The 15,097-nt window shown below is 71.5% G+C and carries 12 protein-coding genes; 5 read left to right on the top strand and 7 right to left on the bottom strand.

The features are described from left to right. The first annotated feature begins 452 nt into the window (after window positions 1-452). Window positions 453-902, top strand: a complete 450-nt coding sequence (locus tag ACFYQ6_RS33635) for a PTS glucose transporter subunit IIA (RefSeq protein WP_361586373.1) — start codon at window positions 453-455, stop codon at window positions 900-902. 75 nt (window positions 903-977) lie between these two features. Further along, window positions 978-2,648, top strand: coding sequence for a phosphoenolpyruvate--protein phosphotransferase (gene ptsP / locus ACFYQ6_RS33630; protein WP_361586375.1), 1,671 nt, complete (start codon window positions 978-980; stop codon window positions 2,646-2,648). An 87-nt stretch (window positions 2,649-2,735) separates the two neighbouring features. Here ptsP and ACFYQ6_RS33625 read toward each other — a convergent pair whose 3' ends face one another. Next, on the bottom strand, window positions 2,736-3,653 hold the full coding sequence (locus ACFYQ6_RS33625; protein ID WP_361586377.1) for a hypothetical protein: 918 nt from the start codon (window positions 3,651-3,653) through the stop codon (window positions 2,736-2,738). 78 nt (window positions 3,654-3,731) lie between these two features. Then, window positions 3,732-5,708: an acetoacetate--CoA ligase gene (locus ACFYQ6_RS33620; protein ID WP_388766632.1), complete on the bottom strand. Its 1,977-nt coding sequence runs from the start codon at window positions 5,706-5,708 to the stop codon at window positions 3,732-3,734. A gap of 221 nt (window positions 5,709-5,929) precedes the next feature. Between ACFYQ6_RS33620 and ACFYQ6_RS33615 the strand changes: the two genes are divergently transcribed. Further along, on the top strand, window positions 5,930-8,299 hold the full coding sequence (locus ACFYQ6_RS33615) for a glycoside hydrolase family 31 protein (protein WP_388766630.1): 2,370 nt from the start codon (window positions 5,930-5,932) through the stop codon (window positions 8,297-8,299). Here ACFYQ6_RS33615 and ACFYQ6_RS33610 read toward each other — a convergent pair. Further along, entirely contained in the window at window positions 8,290-8,793 is a 504-nt protein-coding gene (locus ACFYQ6_RS33610) for an NUDIX domain-containing protein (protein ID WP_388766628.1), read from the bottom strand. The genes ACFYQ6_RS33615 and ACFYQ6_RS33610 overlap by 10 nt on opposite strands. A gap of 69 nt (window positions 8,794-8,862) precedes the next feature. On the opposite strand from ACFYQ6_RS33610, the gene ACFYQ6_RS33605 reads away from it, so the two are divergent. Together ACFYQ6_RS33605 and ACFYQ6_RS33600 are read left to right on the top strand one after the other, a co-directional pair. Beyond that, window positions 8,863-9,660, top strand: a complete 798-nt coding sequence (locus ACFYQ6_RS33605) for a M15 family metallopeptidase (RefSeq protein WP_388766639.1) — start codon at window positions 8,863-8,865, stop codon at window positions 9,658-9,660. A gap of 130 nt (window positions 9,661-9,790) precedes the next feature. After that, window positions 9,791-10,138, top strand: coding sequence for a DUF962 domain-containing protein (locus ACFYQ6_RS33600; RefSeq protein WP_361586390.1), 348 nt, complete (start codon window positions 9,791-9,793; stop codon window positions 10,136-10,138). A gap of 181 nt (window positions 10,139-10,319) precedes the next feature. On the opposite strand, the gene ACFYQ6_RS33595 is transcribed toward ACFYQ6_RS33600, so the two are convergent. From ACFYQ6_RS33595 to ACFYQ6_RS33580, 4 genes are read right to left on the bottom strand one after another with little or no spacing between them, the layout of a single operon-like run. Beyond that, window positions 10,320-10,925, bottom strand: a complete 606-nt coding sequence (locus tag ACFYQ6_RS33595; RefSeq protein ID WP_361586392.1) for an ATP/GTP-binding protein — start codon at window positions 10,923-10,925, stop codon at window positions 10,320-10,322. After that, complete coding sequence (locus ACFYQ6_RS33590; protein ID WP_361586394.1) at window positions 10,906-11,343, bottom strand: DUF742 domain-containing protein; 438 nt, start codon at window positions 11,341-11,343, stop codon at window positions 10,906-10,908. Before ACFYQ6_RS33590 ends, ACFYQ6_RS33595 begins: the two co-directional genes overlap by 20 nt. A 9-nt stretch (window positions 11,344-11,352) precedes the next feature. Next, window positions 11,353-11,796: a roadblock/LC7 domain-containing protein gene (locus ACFYQ6_RS33585; protein ID WP_145812539.1), complete on the bottom strand. Its 444-nt coding sequence runs from the start codon at window positions 11,794-11,796 to the stop codon at window positions 11,353-11,355. After that, window positions 11,793-14,600 carry a nitrate- and nitrite sensing domain-containing protein gene (locus tag ACFYQ6_RS33580; RefSeq protein WP_361586397.1) on the bottom strand — a complete coding sequence of 936 codons (2,808 nt, stop codon included), beginning with the start codon at window positions 14,598-14,600 and terminating at the stop codon, window positions 11,793-11,795. Before ACFYQ6_RS33580 ends, ACFYQ6_RS33585 begins: the two co-directional genes overlap by 4 nt. Between the last annotated feature and the right edge of the window lie 497 nt (window positions 14,601-15,097).

Genomic DNA, 15,097 nt, shown 5'->3' with positions numbered 1-15,097 from the left:
TTCACCGGGGCCCTCCGGGCGCTTCCCTTCGTTCTTGCGTTTCCGACTCTATCAGACTCTTTCGTGTCCGATTCCCGGCCGAAGCGGGTTACTGCCTTTCGCTTTCCAGTTCTTCGCTTTCGCGTTTCCCTTTCCGGCGAGTCCGACTCTATCAGGCCTTTTCCTATTCCCTTGACCAGGGTCCCGCAGGCATGCGGAAGCTCGATCAGAGTTACAGTCTTGGCTTGGGAGTCGCCGCCGACCCCGGACCAGAGGTCTCGGTGGGGCCAGGCAGGAGTACGACAGTACAGCTCCGCGTGAGACGAGGCAAATCGTTTGCGGTGTGCCTCTAGGTCCGCCAACCGGTAGCTCTCGGGCGGAACCGGGACTTCATATGACTTACGCTGCTGATCAGTACGCCGCCCTCCATCCGTGGCGGTGACAGACGGATCCCCACCCCTGGGAGGCTCTCCATGACCACAGTGACGTCCCCTCTTGCCGGCCGCGCCATCGGGCTAACCGCGGTCCCCGACCCCGTGTTCTCCGGAGCGATGGTGGGTCCCGGTACAGCGATCGACCCCGTGCGCGAGCCTTCCGAGGCCGTCTCGCCGGTCGACGGCATCGTCGTCTCCCTGCATCCGCACGCCTTCGTCGTCGTGGACGACCAGGGGCACGGTGTGCTGACACACCTCGGGATCGACACGGTGCAGCTCAACGGCGAGGGCTTCGAGCTCCTCGTGAACAAGGGGGACACGGTGACCCGCGGCCAGGGCATCGTGCGCTGGGACCCCGCCGGCGTCGAGGCGGCAGGCAAGTCGGCGATCTGCCCGGTCGTGGCCCTGGAGGCCACCGCCGAGTCGCTCTCCGACGTACGTGAGGACGGCGACGTGAAGATCGGCGATTCGCTGTTCGGCTGGCAGTGACCCCCTCGGCGCACTGACGAGCCAGTTGGGTACCCACCGCGGTGGCACGGCCGCCGCACAATCGGAGACGGTGAGATGGAGACAACGCTGCGAGGCGTCGGCGTGAGCCACGGGGTGGCGATCGGCGAAGTTCGGCACATGGGTACGGCGGTTCTCGAACCGCCGGCCAAACAGATTCCCGCGGAGGAGGCCGAGCGCGAGCAGGGGCGCGCCCGCCAGGCCGTGGAAGCTGTCGCGGCCGACCTCATCGCGCGCGGCAACCTGGCCGGGGGCGAGGCCCAGCACGTGCTGGAGGCCCAGGCCATGATGGCGCAGGACCCCGAACTCATCGCCGACGTCGAGCGCCGTATCGCTGTCGGGAGCACCGCGGAGCGTGGTGTCTACGACGCGTTCGCCGCGTACCGGGCCCTGCTGGCCAATGCCGGGGAGTACCTGGCGGGGCGGGTGGCCGACCTCGATGACGTACGGAACCGGATCGTGGCGCGGCTGCTCGGTGTCCCGATGCCGGGTGTGCCGGACAGCGACGAGCCGTACGTGCTGATCGCTCGCGACCTGGCTCCCGCGGACACGGCGCTGCTCGACCCCACGCTGGTGCTCGGTTTCGTCACCGAGGAGGGCGGGCCGACCAGCCACAGCGCCATCCTCGCGCGGGCGCTCGGTGTGCCGGCCGTGGTGGCCCTCCCCGGAGCGGGCGAGATCACCGAGGGCACCGTCGTCGCGGTGGACGGCAGCACCGGTGAGATCTTCGTCGAGCCGAGCCAGGAGAAGCGCGCCGAGATGGAGAGCGCCTCGGCTGCCCGGAAGGCGGCCCTGTCGGCCGTGACCGGCCCCGGCGCCACCTCCGACGGTCACAAGGTGCCGCTGCTCGCCAACGTGGGCGGGCCCGGTGACGTGCCCGCCGCGGTCGAGGCCGGCGCCGAGGGCGTCGGGCTGTTCCGCACGGAGTTCCTCTTCCTGGACGACAGCAAGCAGGCGCCGTCCGAGGAGAAGCAGATCGCGGCGTACCGCGCGGTGCTGGAGGCGTTCCCCGAAGGCCGTGTCGTCGTGCGGGTGCTGGACGCGGGTGCGGACAAGCCGCTGGACTTCCTGACCCCCGCCGACGAGCCGAACCCCGCGCTGGGTGTGCGTGGTCTGCGCAGCCTGCTGGACCACCCGGACGTGCTGCGGACCCAGCTGACGGCACTGGCCCGGGCGGCCGAGGGGCTGCCGGTGTACCTCGAGGTCATGGCCCCGATGGTGGCGGACCGTGCCGACGCGAAGGCCTTCGCCGATGCCTGCCGCGAGGCGGGGCTCCAGGCGAAGTTCGGCGCGATGGTGGAGATTCCGTCCGCCGCGCTCAGGGCCCGCTCCATCCTCCAGGAGGTGGAGTTCCTGTCGCTGGGCACCAACGACCTGGCCCAGTACACCTTCGCGGCCGACCGTCAGGTGGGCGCGGTGTCGCGGCTCCAGGACCCGTGGCAGCCGGCCCTGCTGGACCTGGTGGCGCTGTCGGCCGAGGCCGCCAGGGCGGAGGGCAAGAGCTGCGGTGTCTGTGGCGAGGCCGCCTCGGACCCGCTGCTCGCGTGTGTGCTGACAGGTCTGGGTGTCACCTCTCTGTCGATGGGTGCGGCGTCCATCCCTTACGTGCGGGCGACGCTGGCGAAGCACACGCTCGCGCAGTGCGAGCGTGCCGCCTCCGCCGCGCGTGCGGCGGACTCCGCCGACGAGGCACGCCTCGCGGCGCAGGCGGTGCTGTCGGGCGAGTGAGACGGGCCCGGCCCGCGTGCGCGCGGACGGGCAGGTGAAGGGGTCCCGCCGGTGACGGCCGGGGCCCCTTCCGTCTGCCTGTGGTTCTCAGCGGTGTGCCTCCGGTGCGTCGGCCCCGATGTCGAAGCCCGAGCAGTACTCCACACCCGGCTCCGGGGAGACGGGGTCGCCCGTGTCGGCGTCGGTGCAGTAGGCGCTGAAGACCTCGCCCGCGCTGAGCGGGAGAAGGGTTCCCCTGAGCAGACGCCAGCCGTGCACGCGGTCCGGCATGCCGGGGGCGGTCGTGCGCAGGACGACACCGCCCCGGGTCTCCAGCGCGATACCGACCGCGAGAACGGTGGCGAACTCCGCCCCTTCCGTGGACGCGAGGCGTGCCGGCCCTTCCGCGTCCCGCGCGGTGTGCAGGACGGCGAGGAGCTGTTCGCTCTCCGTGGGAGTGCTGCAGACGAGGTGGTGGGTGCCCGGCCCCGCCGCGTCCAGCAGCCGCGCCAGCAGGTGGGAGGCGCGGTCGAAGGCCGCCTTGCCGATGTCCTGCCCGCAGTCCGCGCAGTCGCCCAGGTCGGCGAGCAGCATCGTGGCGTACTCCCATGTCGCGCGGCGGACCGCGCGGGAGACGAGCAGCGGGACCAGCGTGTCGATGGGCTGGCCGGCATACGCCACGGTGGCGCCGGTCGCGGCGACTTCGGCGGTGAAACGGCAGCGGTTCGTGCGGTCGTCGGGGTCGAGGCCCTCTTCGGCACAGAACTCGGCGTAGTCCTCAGGGTCGAAGAGGGCCACGGTGGTGTGGGTGCCCTGCGCGGCGAGCGTCCGCAGCAGGCCCTCGACCTGCCGGAGGTAGACGGAGTGGTCGTCGAAGGTGAAGGTGCGGTAGCGGCGCATGGCCGCGAAGTCCTCGGGGTCGACCAGGAGGCCGACCGTGCTGGTGGCTTCGCGGCGCAGTGCGCGGCGGATGGATGTCCCTGCCCGGTGCCGGGTACGGGTGGTCTGCTGCTTGTCGTGCGCCATGAGTCCCCCTGTGCGCTGTGGATCGTTGCTCACTCAGCGTAATCAGGGGGACTGACAGCGGCTCTCCGGCGACCCCGGTCAGTGGCGCTCGCGCTCGAGGTCCTCGTAGAAGTGGAGGAGTTCGAGGTTGTCGATGGAGCCCGGGTTGACCGCCTTGGACAGGGCCGTGCCCTGGAGGAGCCGCTTGACCGGGACCTCGATGCGCTTGCCGGTGAGGGTGTGGGGGATGCCGGGCACCTCGATGACCTCGTCCGGTACATGGCGCGGCGAGAGGTTCTCGCGGATGGTCCGCTTGATGCTGTCTCGGAGTGTGTCGTCGAGCGTGGCGCCTTCGGCGAGGTGGACGAAGAGCGGCATCCAGTAACCCCCGTCCGGCTCCTCGATGCCGATGACGAGGGATTCGCGGATCTCGGGGAGCCGTTCCACCGCCTCGTAGATGTCGGCGGATCCCATGCGCACACCCTGCCTGTTGAGGGTGGAGTCGGACCGGCCGTGGATGATGACCGAGCCGCGGTCGGTGAGGGTGATCCAGTCCCCGTGGCGCCAGACGCCGGGGTACATGTCGAAGTAGCTGTCGTGGTAGCGGCTGCCGTCGGGGTCGTTCCAGAAGCGGACCGGCATGGAGGGCATGGGGGCGGTGACGACGAGCTCGCCGACCTCGCCCGTCAGCGGTTCGCCCGCGGGGTCCCAGGACTGGAGGTCCGTGCCGAGGCAGGGGGCCTGGAGTTCTCCGATGTGGACCGGCAGCGTGGCCACGGCGCCGGCGAAGCAGCTGCAGACGTCCGTCCCTCCGCTGACGGAGGCGATCCACAGGTCCTCGGCGACCTCGTCGTGGAGCCAGCGGAAGCCGTCCGGCGGGAGCGGGGAGCCGGTGGTGGCGACGCACTGGACGCGGCTGAGGTCGTGGTCCCGGCCCGGGTGGACGCCGGCCTTGCGGCAGGCCATGACGTAGGCGGCGGAGGTGCCGAAGAGGGTCGCGCCGGTCTGTTCGGCGACGCGCCACTGGGCACTGACGTCCGGGTGGCCGGGACTGCCGTCGTACAGCACGACAGTGGTGCCGGTCAGCAGGCCGGAGACGAGGAAGTTCCACATCATCCAGCCGGTGGAGGTGTACCAGAAGAAGCGGTCGTCGGGACCGAGGTCGCAGTGCAGGCCGAGCTGCTTGAAGTGTTCGAGGAGGATCCCGCCCTGGGACTGGACGATCGCCTTCGGCAGCCCGGTGGTGCCGGAGGAGTACAGCACCCACAGCGGGTGCTCGAAGGGGACGGGTTCGAAGACCGGTTCGGTGTCGGCATCCGTGAGCGCCGACCATTCCAGGGCGCCTTCCGGTGCCTGCGTGCCGAGGAGCGGGATGTGCACGACCGCCCGCAGGGTGGGGAGTTCGCGGCGCAGCTCGGCGACGGTGGTGGTGCGGTCGTGCTCCTTGCCGCCGTAGCGGTAACCGTCGACGGTGAACAGGACGACGGGCTCGACCTGCTGGAAGCGGTCGAGGACGCTGCGGGCGCCGAAGTCGGGGGCGCAGGAGGTCCAGACCGCGCCGACTGCCGCGGTGGCGAGGAACGCGACGACCGCCTGCGGGATGTTGGGGAGGTACCCGCTGACCCGGTCGCCGGGTGCGACGCCGAGGTCACGGAGTTGCGCGGCCAGCGAGCCCACCTGGCGCCGGAGTTCGGACCAGCTGGTCGCGGCCTGCGTGTGGGTCTCGTCGACGTACAGCAGGGCGGGGGTCTCTGCGCGCAGCGGGTCGGTGGCCGTGCGCAGGGCGTGTTCGGCGTAGTTGAGGGTGGCGCCGGGGAACCACTGGGCGCCGGGCATTGCACGGTCGCCGATGACGGTCTCGTACGGGGTGGAGAAGCGTACGTCGAACCAGTCGGCGACCGCCTTCCAGAAGGTGTCGAGCTCGTCGACCGACCAGCGGTGCAGCGCCGCGTAGCCTCCGTCGGCGGGTGCTCCGTACCGCCCGGCCGCCCATTGCTGGAAACGGGTGACGGCAGCGGCCTCGACGCGCTCGGGCCCGGGCTGCCAGAGGGGTGCTTCGTCGGCTGCTGAGGTCATGGCGGCTCCCTGGTCTTTCGGGGTGTACGCGGGGTGTGCGTCCGTCGCGCGCACGAGCTGGGATGTGCGCGTGAACGGCACTCACGGACGATGCCATGTGATCGTCTTGCGCACCAGGGTCCGCCTGCCATGGTTGCGTGTCCCGCTGTGTGGTGGAGCCACAGGTGAACGGGAGCTGAACGGGGCACGTTTTCGTCCTGGCTGATGGCAGGGTGGCCGCCATGGATGGTCGTGACCTGCTGCGCTCGGTGAAAATGGTCGGTTCCGTACAGGGGATGCGTGCGGTGCGCTCCGCCTGGCGGCACCGGCGCGCGGATGCCCGGGAGCTGGTGCCGCGCGGCGCGGAACGCGCGCGTGTGCCCGGTCTGCTCGTCAGTGCGGAACCGGAGCCGGGCGGAGGTGTCGTCAGGTTCGCCCGCTCGGAGCTCAGGATCCGGGTGGCGGTCGGGGGTGCGGTGTTCTGGTCCTGGGACGGGGCGGCACCGCTGCCGTCGTACGCCCTGCCGGGAGCCGCGCCGGAGCCGGACACGCGTGCGCGTCTGGAGCCGGACACGAACGGCGGCTGGCAGGTGGTCGCCGAGCGGCTGACGGTCGTGGTGTCGCGGCTCGGGGCGGTCGAGCTGCGCACGCCGGGCGGGGTGGTGCTGCGCCGTGAGCTGCCGCCGCGCTGGTGGGAGCCGGTGGACGGGGGTGCGGCACGGTGGGTGCAGAGGTCCGAGGTCCCGGCCGACGCGCGGTTCTTCGGGCTGGGCGGGCGGGCCGGCGGGCCGAGGCTGCGGGAGGGCACCTACCGGTTGTGGAACACCGACCCGGGAGGCCGCTTCGGTCCCGGGGACGATCCGCTGTACCTGACGATGCCGGTGCAACTGGTGGTGTCGGACGCGGGGGCGCATCTGGCGTTCCATGACAACAGCTGGGCCGGCGCTGTGACGCTCCGGGAGGGTGAGGAGGGTGCGGGTTCGGGCCATGACCGGCCGGGGGCGTGCGAGGTGCGGATGGAGGGCGGCCCGCTGCGCTGCTGGGTGGTGGTGGGGACGCCGGCCAGGGTGCTGCAGGGCTGGACGGCGCTGACGGGCGCGCCCGCGCTGCCGCCGTCGTGGGCGCTGGGGCCGCAGCGCGCGCGGCGGGGCTTCGGCAGCGCGCAGGAGGTGCGCCGTGTCGTGGCGGGGTACCGGGAGCGGGGGCTTCCGTTGTCGGTGCTGCATCTGGACATCGATCATCACGACGCGCATCAGGTGTTCACGGTCGACCGGGAGCGGTTTCCCGATCTGCCCGGGCTGGCGCAGGAGTTGCGCGGGGCGGGGGTGCGGCTGGTGTCGATCGTCGGTCCGGCGGTGCGTGCCGCGGTGGGGAACGCGGTGTACGACAGCGGTGCGGCGGTCGGGGCGCAGGGGGCGTTCGTGCGGGACGCGCAGGGGCGGCCGGTACTCGGTGAGGTGTGGCCGGGCGAGTGCGTCTATCCGGACTTCACTGATCCACTTGTGCGGGAGTGGTGGGGTTCTCTGTACGAGGAGAGGCTCGGGCAGGGCTTCTCCGGGGTGTGGCACGACATGAACGAGCCGGTCTCCTTCTCGGCCTTCGGGGACCCGACGTTGCCGCGTTCGGCCCGGCACGCGCTGGAGGGCGCGGGCGGGGACCATCGCGAGGCTCACAACGTGTACGGCCTGACGATGGCGCGGGCCGGATACGAGGGGCTGCTCCGGCTGCGCCCCGACGAACGGCCCTTCCTGTTCTCCCGTTCGGGCTGGGCGGGGATGCAGAGGTACGGGGGCACCTGGTCCGGCGACGTGGCGACGGGGTGGCCGGGGCTGCGGGCCTCCCTGGCGCTGGTGCTGGGGCTCGGGCTCTGCGGGGTGCCGTATTCGGGGCCCGACATCGGGGGCTTCGACGGGTCGCCGTCGCCGGAGCTGTACCTGCGCTGGTTCCAGCTGGGCGCGTACATGCCGTTGTTCCGCACCCGTGCGGCCGTCGACGCGGGGCGCCGGGAGCCGTGGGAGTTCGGGCCGGAGGTGCTCACGCACGCCGGGGAGGCTCTCCGGGAGCGGGAGCGGCTGCTGCCGTACTTCGTGACGCTGGCGCAGCTGGCCCGGCTGACCGGTGCGCCGTACGTGCGTCCGCTGTGGTGGGGGGCGTCCGGGGACCGGGCGTTGCGGGACTGCGAGGACGCGTTCCTGCTGGGCGACGCGCTGCTGGTGGCCCCGGTGCTGGAGGAGGGTGCGGTCCGCCGGCCGGTGCGGCTGCCCCCGGGGCGGTGGTACGACACGGCGACGGGCCGGGCGTACGAGGGGCCGGGGCAGGTGACGGTGGAGGCGCCGCTCTCGCGGATCCCGGTGCTGGCGCGCGCGGGTGCGGTGATCCCGGTGCGGGGCGCGGACGGCGGTCCGGAACTGGAGGTGTGGGCGCCACTGCCTGGCCGCACGGGCGGCGGTCTCGTCGTACGGGACATGGGCGACGGGTGGGAACGTGCGGAGCCTGAGCGGTACACGTCGCGCCTGGTGGCCGGGCGTGTGGTGGTCGAGCGGGAGGGTGGGAGGGGCGCGGTGGAGTGGCCGGTCCGGGTGCGGGGCCTGGGTGAGCCGGCTCAGCGGTAGTGGCCGTCGAACCAGGACCGTACGGCCCGGGTGTGGAGCGGGAAGGCGAGTTCGTCCGGGGTGCGCAGGACGTCGTAACCCGAGGTCTCGTCGGTCGGGGCGGAGGGCGGGAGTTCCTCTTCGGGGCGCTGCGGGAGCAGTCCGAAGAGCAGGAGGTGGCCGTCCGGGGAGCTGAGGGCGTCGGCGAGACGGACGTCCGTCTGCTCGGCCCGGATGCCGGTCTCCTCGACGAGTTCGCGTACGACGGCGTGGCGCCAGTCCTCGGCCTGGTCGATGTACCCGCCGGGCAGGGCGACGCCGCCCCGGTTCGGGGGGATCGTGCGGGTGATGACGACGAGGCCGGTGCCCAGCGGGCCGGTGACGGGCAGGAGGGCGACGGCGACGGGCAGCGGGTTTCGGTAGGCGGTGTGGCCGCATGTCCCGCAGGTGCGTGGCCAGTTGCCGGCGCCGGTGGCGTACGGGGTCCCGCAGAAGCCGCAGTGGGAGTCCTTCACGGGCGGACTGTATCCGATCACCCTTCTCCTGCGGCTCCGAAACTGATAGACGGTGTGCCCATGACAGGAATGAACCGTGCCCTCCGTGCCCTGGCCACCACCGCTGCCGCGCTTCTCGCCCTGACCGCTGCCGCCCCGGCCGCTGTGGCCCGCCCCGAACCGAAAGCTCCCCCGGAGTTCGTCGACCTTCGCTCCGTCGATCCGACGATCATCACGGAGATGCGCTACACCACCGCGCACAACTTCATGGGAGAGCCGGTGGACGGCTACCGGCAGCCCCTGTGCATCCTGACCCGGCCCGCCGCCCTGGCCCTGCGCACGGCTCAGCGGAGTCTGCTGCGGCAGGGCTACTCGCTCAAGGTGTACGACTGTTACCGCCCTCAGCGGGCGGTGGACCACTTCGTGCGCTGGGCGAAGGATCTCGACGACCAGGCGATGAAGGGCGAGTTCTACCCGCAGGTCGACAAGACGCGGCTGTTCGAGGACGGTTACATCGCGGAGAAGTCCGGCCACAGCAGGGGCAGCACCGTGGACCTCACCCTCGTGAAACTGCCCGCGCTCCCCACGAGGGCCTACGAGCCGGGCGAGGAGCTCGCTCCGTGCTACGCGGCGCAGGCCGAGCGCTTCCCGGACAACTCGGTGGACATGGGCACGGGGTACGACTGCTTCGACACCCTGTCGCACACGGATGACGTCCGGGTGCAAGGCGTGCAGCGCGCCAACCGGCAGCTTCTCAAGGGGACGCTCACCGGGCTGGGTTTCGTGAATCTGGCCGAGGAGTGGTGGCACTTCACCTTCAAGCCCGAGCTCTTCCCCGAGACCTACTTCGACTTCCCGGTCTCCCGGCGTTCCGTCGCGGGTCACTGACGGCTGCTCGGCGGAAGGGCAACGGGAAACGGGCGACCGGGACCACCCCCGTGGGCTCCGGCCGCCCGTTCCTCCACTCGGACGCGCGACCGCCGTATGCGGTTGCGCTTCGAGCCATTACGGTGCCCTCATGTCACAGCAGACGTTCAGTTCCTATGAAGAGTTCTGGCCCTTCTACGTCGCGATGCACTCCAAGGCGGCGACGCGCTGGGTCCATCTGACGGGCACCCTGACAGGCCTCGCGCTGACCGCCTACGGCCTGGCACGCGGCCGGAAGCGCTATGCGCTGGCCTTGCCGCTGATCGGATACGGCACGGCGTGGCCCGCGCACTTCCTCATCGAGAAGAACAACCCCGCGACGTTCGGGAACCCCGCTTGGTCGCTGCGCGGCGACGCGCAGATGATCCGGATGATGCTGGCCGGGCGGGACGGGGAGCTCGCCGAGACGGCGGAGAAGTGGCTCGCGGAGAACACGTGAACCGGCCGCGCGCGGAGTTGACGGCCCGTCAGCAGCGGTGAAGACTTCGCTCACACCTGCCGCCCCCCTCACCGTACGCGCGGCCCGTACCCCGGTCGGCGGGGGTACGGGCCGCGCTCTTTTCTCCACCCCGCTCGGCGGGGTACGGGCCGCCGGGTACGGGCCGCGTCCGGTCCCGCTGTCAGGTCGTGGCGGGTTCCCTGAGCCCGTCGGCACGCACCATGGCGTGCTCGACGACGGCGACCAGCACATCCCGAACGGACGTCCTGTCGCGTGCGTCGCACAGCAGGACGGGCACCTCGGGGTCGAGATCGAGGGCCGCCCGGACCGTCTCCGTGGGGAACTGCTCGGCGCCCTCGAAGAGGTTGACGGCGACCGTGAAGGGGATCGCGCGGCGCTCGAAGTAGTCGACCGCCGCGAAGCAGTCCTCCAGCCGCCTGGTGTCCGCGAGCACCACCGCTCCCAGGGCGCCCTGGGCCAGCTCGTCCCAGAGGAACCAGAAACGGTCCTGCCCGGGGGTCCCGAACAGATAGAGGACCAGGTCCTCACGCAAGGTGATCCGGCCGAAGTCCATGGCCACCGTGGTGGTGCTCTTGCCCTCCACCCCGGCGATGTCGTCCACGGGACGGCCCGCCTCGCTCAGCCGTTCCTCCGTACGCAGCGGTCTGATCTCGCTGACCGCCCCCACCATGGTCGTCTTGCCCACACCGAAGCCGCCCGCCACCAGGATCTTGAGGGTGACGGGCTCGACGGGCCGCTTCCGGCGGCTAGAGCGCCCGAAGGCCATTGATCACCTCGCGAAGAATGCTCACGTCCGGCAGCTCGGCCGGCGGAACGGGGCGTGTGACGTGCACCAGTTCGTCCTCGACGAGATCACCGACCAGGACTCGGACGACCCCGACGGGGAGGTCGAGACCGGAGGCGAGTTCGGCGATCGACTGGGGCAGGTCGTTGCAGAGTCGGACGATCTCCACGTGTTCCGGGGAGAGCGTCTGGTCTCGGCCCGGATCGTCGGCCGCCGGTTCGGGGACGACGATCGCGATCAGGTCGAGACGGTGGCGGGACGCGCTGCTGGTACGCCCCCGGGTCATCGCGTAGGGCCGGACCACCGGGCCCGCTTCGGCGTCGTACCAGCGCGAGGAACCCGCCGTGGCGGGAGCGGGTGGTGATCCGGATGCGGTGTCCCGGACGGAGTCGGCGCTCATGCCCTCGCCTCACCCTCCGGCGGGCATACCGGTGGTCCGGGGTGAGTTGGCCAGGTGGGCACCCACGCGCTTGACCATCAGGGTCATCTCGTACGCCACCTGCCCGACGTCCGAGTCGGAGTCGGCCAGGACGGCGAGGCAGCTGCCGTCACCGGCCGCCGTCACGAAGAGGAAGGCCTCGTCGAGCTCGACCACGGTCTGCCTGACCCGTCCGGCGTCGAAGTGGCGGCCCACGCCCTTGGCGAGGCTGTGGAAGCCGGAGGCGACGGCCGCGAGGTGCTCGCTGTCCTCGCGGGGCAGGTCCTTGGACGTGCCGGTCGCGAGGCCGTCGCTGGAGAGGACCAGCGCCTTGCGGATGCTCGCGACGCGCTCGACCAGTTCGTCGAGGAGCCAATTGAGTTCGCCTGAGCCCTGGCGTGCGGCGTCGTGTGCTGCTGCGTTCGGTGCGGTCATCGACCGTCCCCTCCCGGAGTCGTTCCTGGTGCTGTCTCGCCGGGGCCGGTCTCGTCCTCGGCGTTCTGCCGACGACCGCGCTGCCAGCCGCGTTGTAGCGAAGCCATGCGATTGCGTACTTCGTCCGCGTCCCGTTCGAGGTCCTCGTCGGTGACCGCGGGCGCGTGGCCGGAAGGCCGCCCTGCGGAGTCCTCCCGGAGCTGTGGGGCGAGGCTCGCCTGCCGGACCCTGCGCGGGAGGCCGCCCACCGTGTCCCGGGCGGGCGCCGGGGAGACCGGGCGGGGCCGCGCCGGGGCGTCCTCGCCCTGGCCTGGCTCCTGTGCGAGGCCGCCGGGGCGGGTGGCCGTGGGGAAGCCGTCCTGGGCCGAGGGGTGGGCGCGCCCGCCGCCCGGCCGACCGGTTCCGCCGATGCGGCGGCCCTGGTCCGCGACCAGCTTCGGCGCCTTGCGGCGCGGCAGCGGGACGGGGCCGGCGGGCCGCATCGGCCGGACGTCGGCGGAGGTGTCGCCGGACGTGTCGAACGCCTGCTGGTGCTGCTCGCGGTCGGTCTCCCTGCGCAGGTCACGGGCGCGGAAGATCCCGCCTCGCTCGCTCTCCGTGTCCTCGAGATCGGAGACGCCGTCGAGGACGGGACCGAGCGCGGGATCGAGTGCCCTGTCGAGCGCGGCATCACCGGTGAAGCCGAAGGTGCCCACCGGACCCTCCAGCTCGACGGGGCCGTCGAGCAGGGACGGGTCGGTGAGGCCGATGGGGACCGGGGAGAGCCCGGAGGGCCTGCCCGGGATGCTCGTGTCGGCGACCCCGTCCCTGCGCGCCTTGTCGCTGCCGGGCACGTCACCGACCGGGCGGCCCGTGCCGATGGCCTTCTCGGCCCGCCGGTCGAGACGGAAGCCGGTGCCGTGCGTCTCGGGTGCGTCGGTGAGCAGCTGGGACGGGATGAAGACGACGGCGGTCGTCCCCCCGTACGGCGACGTCTGGAGCGAGACCCGGACGTTCTGCCGCTGGGCGAGCCGGCTGACGACGAAGAGGCCGAGCCTGTCGGTGTCGGAGAGCTCGAACTCCGGGGTCTCGGCGAGCCGGAGGTTGGCGTCCAGGAGGACTTCCGGCGCCATTCCGAGGCCCCGGTCGTGGATCTCCAGGGTGAAGCCGTTCGCCACCCGTTCGCCGTGCACCTGGACCGCGGTGTGCGGAGGCGAGAACACCGTGGCGTTCTCCAGCAGTTCGGCGATCAGGTGGGTGAGGTCGGCCACGGCGGGCCCGCCCACGCCGATGCGGGGCAGTCGCCGGACCTCGACCCGCTCGTAGTCCTCCACCTCCGCCACGGCCGCCCGCACCACGTCCATCAGCTGGATCGGCTTGCGCCACTGCCGGGAGGGGGCCGCCCCGGAGAGGATCACGAGGCCTTCCGCGTGGCGCCGCATGCGGGTGGTGAGGTGGTCGAGACGGAAGAGGTCGGCGAGCTCGTCGCTGTTTTCGGTGCGCCGCTCCATGGCGTCCAGCAGGGTCAGCTGGCGGTGCAGGAGCACCTGGTTGCGGCGGGCGAGGTTGACGAAGACCTCGGAGACGCCCCGGCGCATGTCCGCCTGCTTGACGGCGGCTTCGACGGCGGCCCGCTGCAGGGTGTTGAGAGCCTGCCCGACCTGGCCGATCTCGTCACGCTCGTAACTGAGGTGCGGGGCCTCGGTCTCGACATCGACCTGCTCGCCTGCGGCCAGCCGCCGCATGACGCTGGGAAGGCGCACTCCGGAGACCTCGTGGGCGTCCTTGCGCAGCCGGGAGAGGTCGCGGATGAGTTCGCGCCCCACGCGTACGGAGACGAAGACCGACACCAGCAGGGCGGCGAACCCGAGGACGCCGGCGACACCGGCGAGGATCAGGACCCGGTAGCCGGCGGGCTCGGCGCGGTCCTGGAAGCGGTTGGACATCTCGGTGCCGTCGTTGGCGAGGTGGTCCAGGACGGCGGGGGCGACTTCCTCCCAGCGTGCGGCGTCGACGTCACCCGGTTCGGTGAACGGCCCGGCGGCGATGAGCTTCTGCTCGGCGCTGCGCAGGGGCTCGGTGTCGGGACCGCCCCAGTACTGCTCCATGCGGGAGCGTTCGCTTCCCGGCAGGAGTTCGAGGTTGACGTCGTACAGGAGGGCGCGGCTGGCGGCGAGGTCGGAGACGACACGGAGCTCGGGTGCCCCGAGCCGCCCGGCCACGAGGCCCGAGGCGACCAGGGCGTCCTCACGGGAGAGCATCTCGCGGGCGCGTGAGATGCCGACAAGAGCCCTGACCTGCTTGTCCATCGATACGTTCTCCATCGTGTGGAGACCGTTCAGGAAGCGGTAGCAGGGGTCGACCAGTCCGTTGTAGAAGTCCAGCGCCCGGGTCCGGTCGATGGTGCGCTTCTCGACGGATGCGCGCAGCGCGTCCAGGCCGTCGATCTCGCTGAGGATCGAGTCGAGCCGCGCTTCGGACTCCGGACTCAGCTTGTCCCGGACGTCCTTGCTCCTGGCGCTTCGGCGTACGTCGGCGACGACCCGGTCGGTCGTGGCGCGCCGGCGTTGCAGGAGCGGCAGGGCGTCGGAGGCGCGGGGGTCGGCGAGGAACACGAGTGTCTGGCGGCGCTCGTGCTGTACGGCGCGGATGGTGTCCTCGAGCGGGTGGCCGACCGTCTCCACGACGGCGCTCGCGCCCATCAGTTCCTGGGCTTCACGGCCGGTCACGTAGGTGGCGAAGACCCACAGGCCGGTGAGGGAGGCGAGCGGCACCAGGAGCAACGCCACGATCTTCCTGCGGATGGACTTCCCGCGAAAGCGCATGGCCTCCCCCAGCTCGGCCCCGCACCGCGGGGGTGGTTATGTCGGTGTTATCCGGCTTCGATCCGGTTGTCCCGGTTGGTCCAGTCATCCCGCCGCGGCCCACCGGGCGCGGCCCGGGTTCCGCCAACAAACGGCGCGAGCCTACTACTGACCTACGAGTAACTCGAAGGCGTGTCCGGACGTTTTCCGGCCGCTCTTCCTTGGTCCGCTCACCAGTTGTCCTGGTATTTCTGGCGAAGAAGTTCGCGAAAGCGACAGAGAAGCCCTGGCCGAAGGCGGTGCATCCACACAGGGCAGTTGGCTGGAATTCTTCGTTCCGTGACCTTTCGGGGCCGGTTGCGGCCTCCGGGCGGGAATCTTCACCCTGTGGCGTTCGTCCAGATGTACGGGGCAGAAGAACCTCACGGGGGTACGTGCGACAGGCGAGCGGCATCGTCCGCGTAGAACGGGCGCGAGCCGGGCACCCACCCTGGAGTCGGACAGTGGCGGGGAGTTGA

The sequence above is a fragment of the Streptomyces sp. NPDC005494 genome (assembly GCF_042872025.1).
In the GTDB taxonomy this organism is placed as follows: Bacteria; Actinomycetota; Actinomycetes; order Streptomycetales; family Streptomycetaceae; genus Streptomyces.
This window is presented reverse-complemented; position numbering and strand designations above follow the sequence as displayed.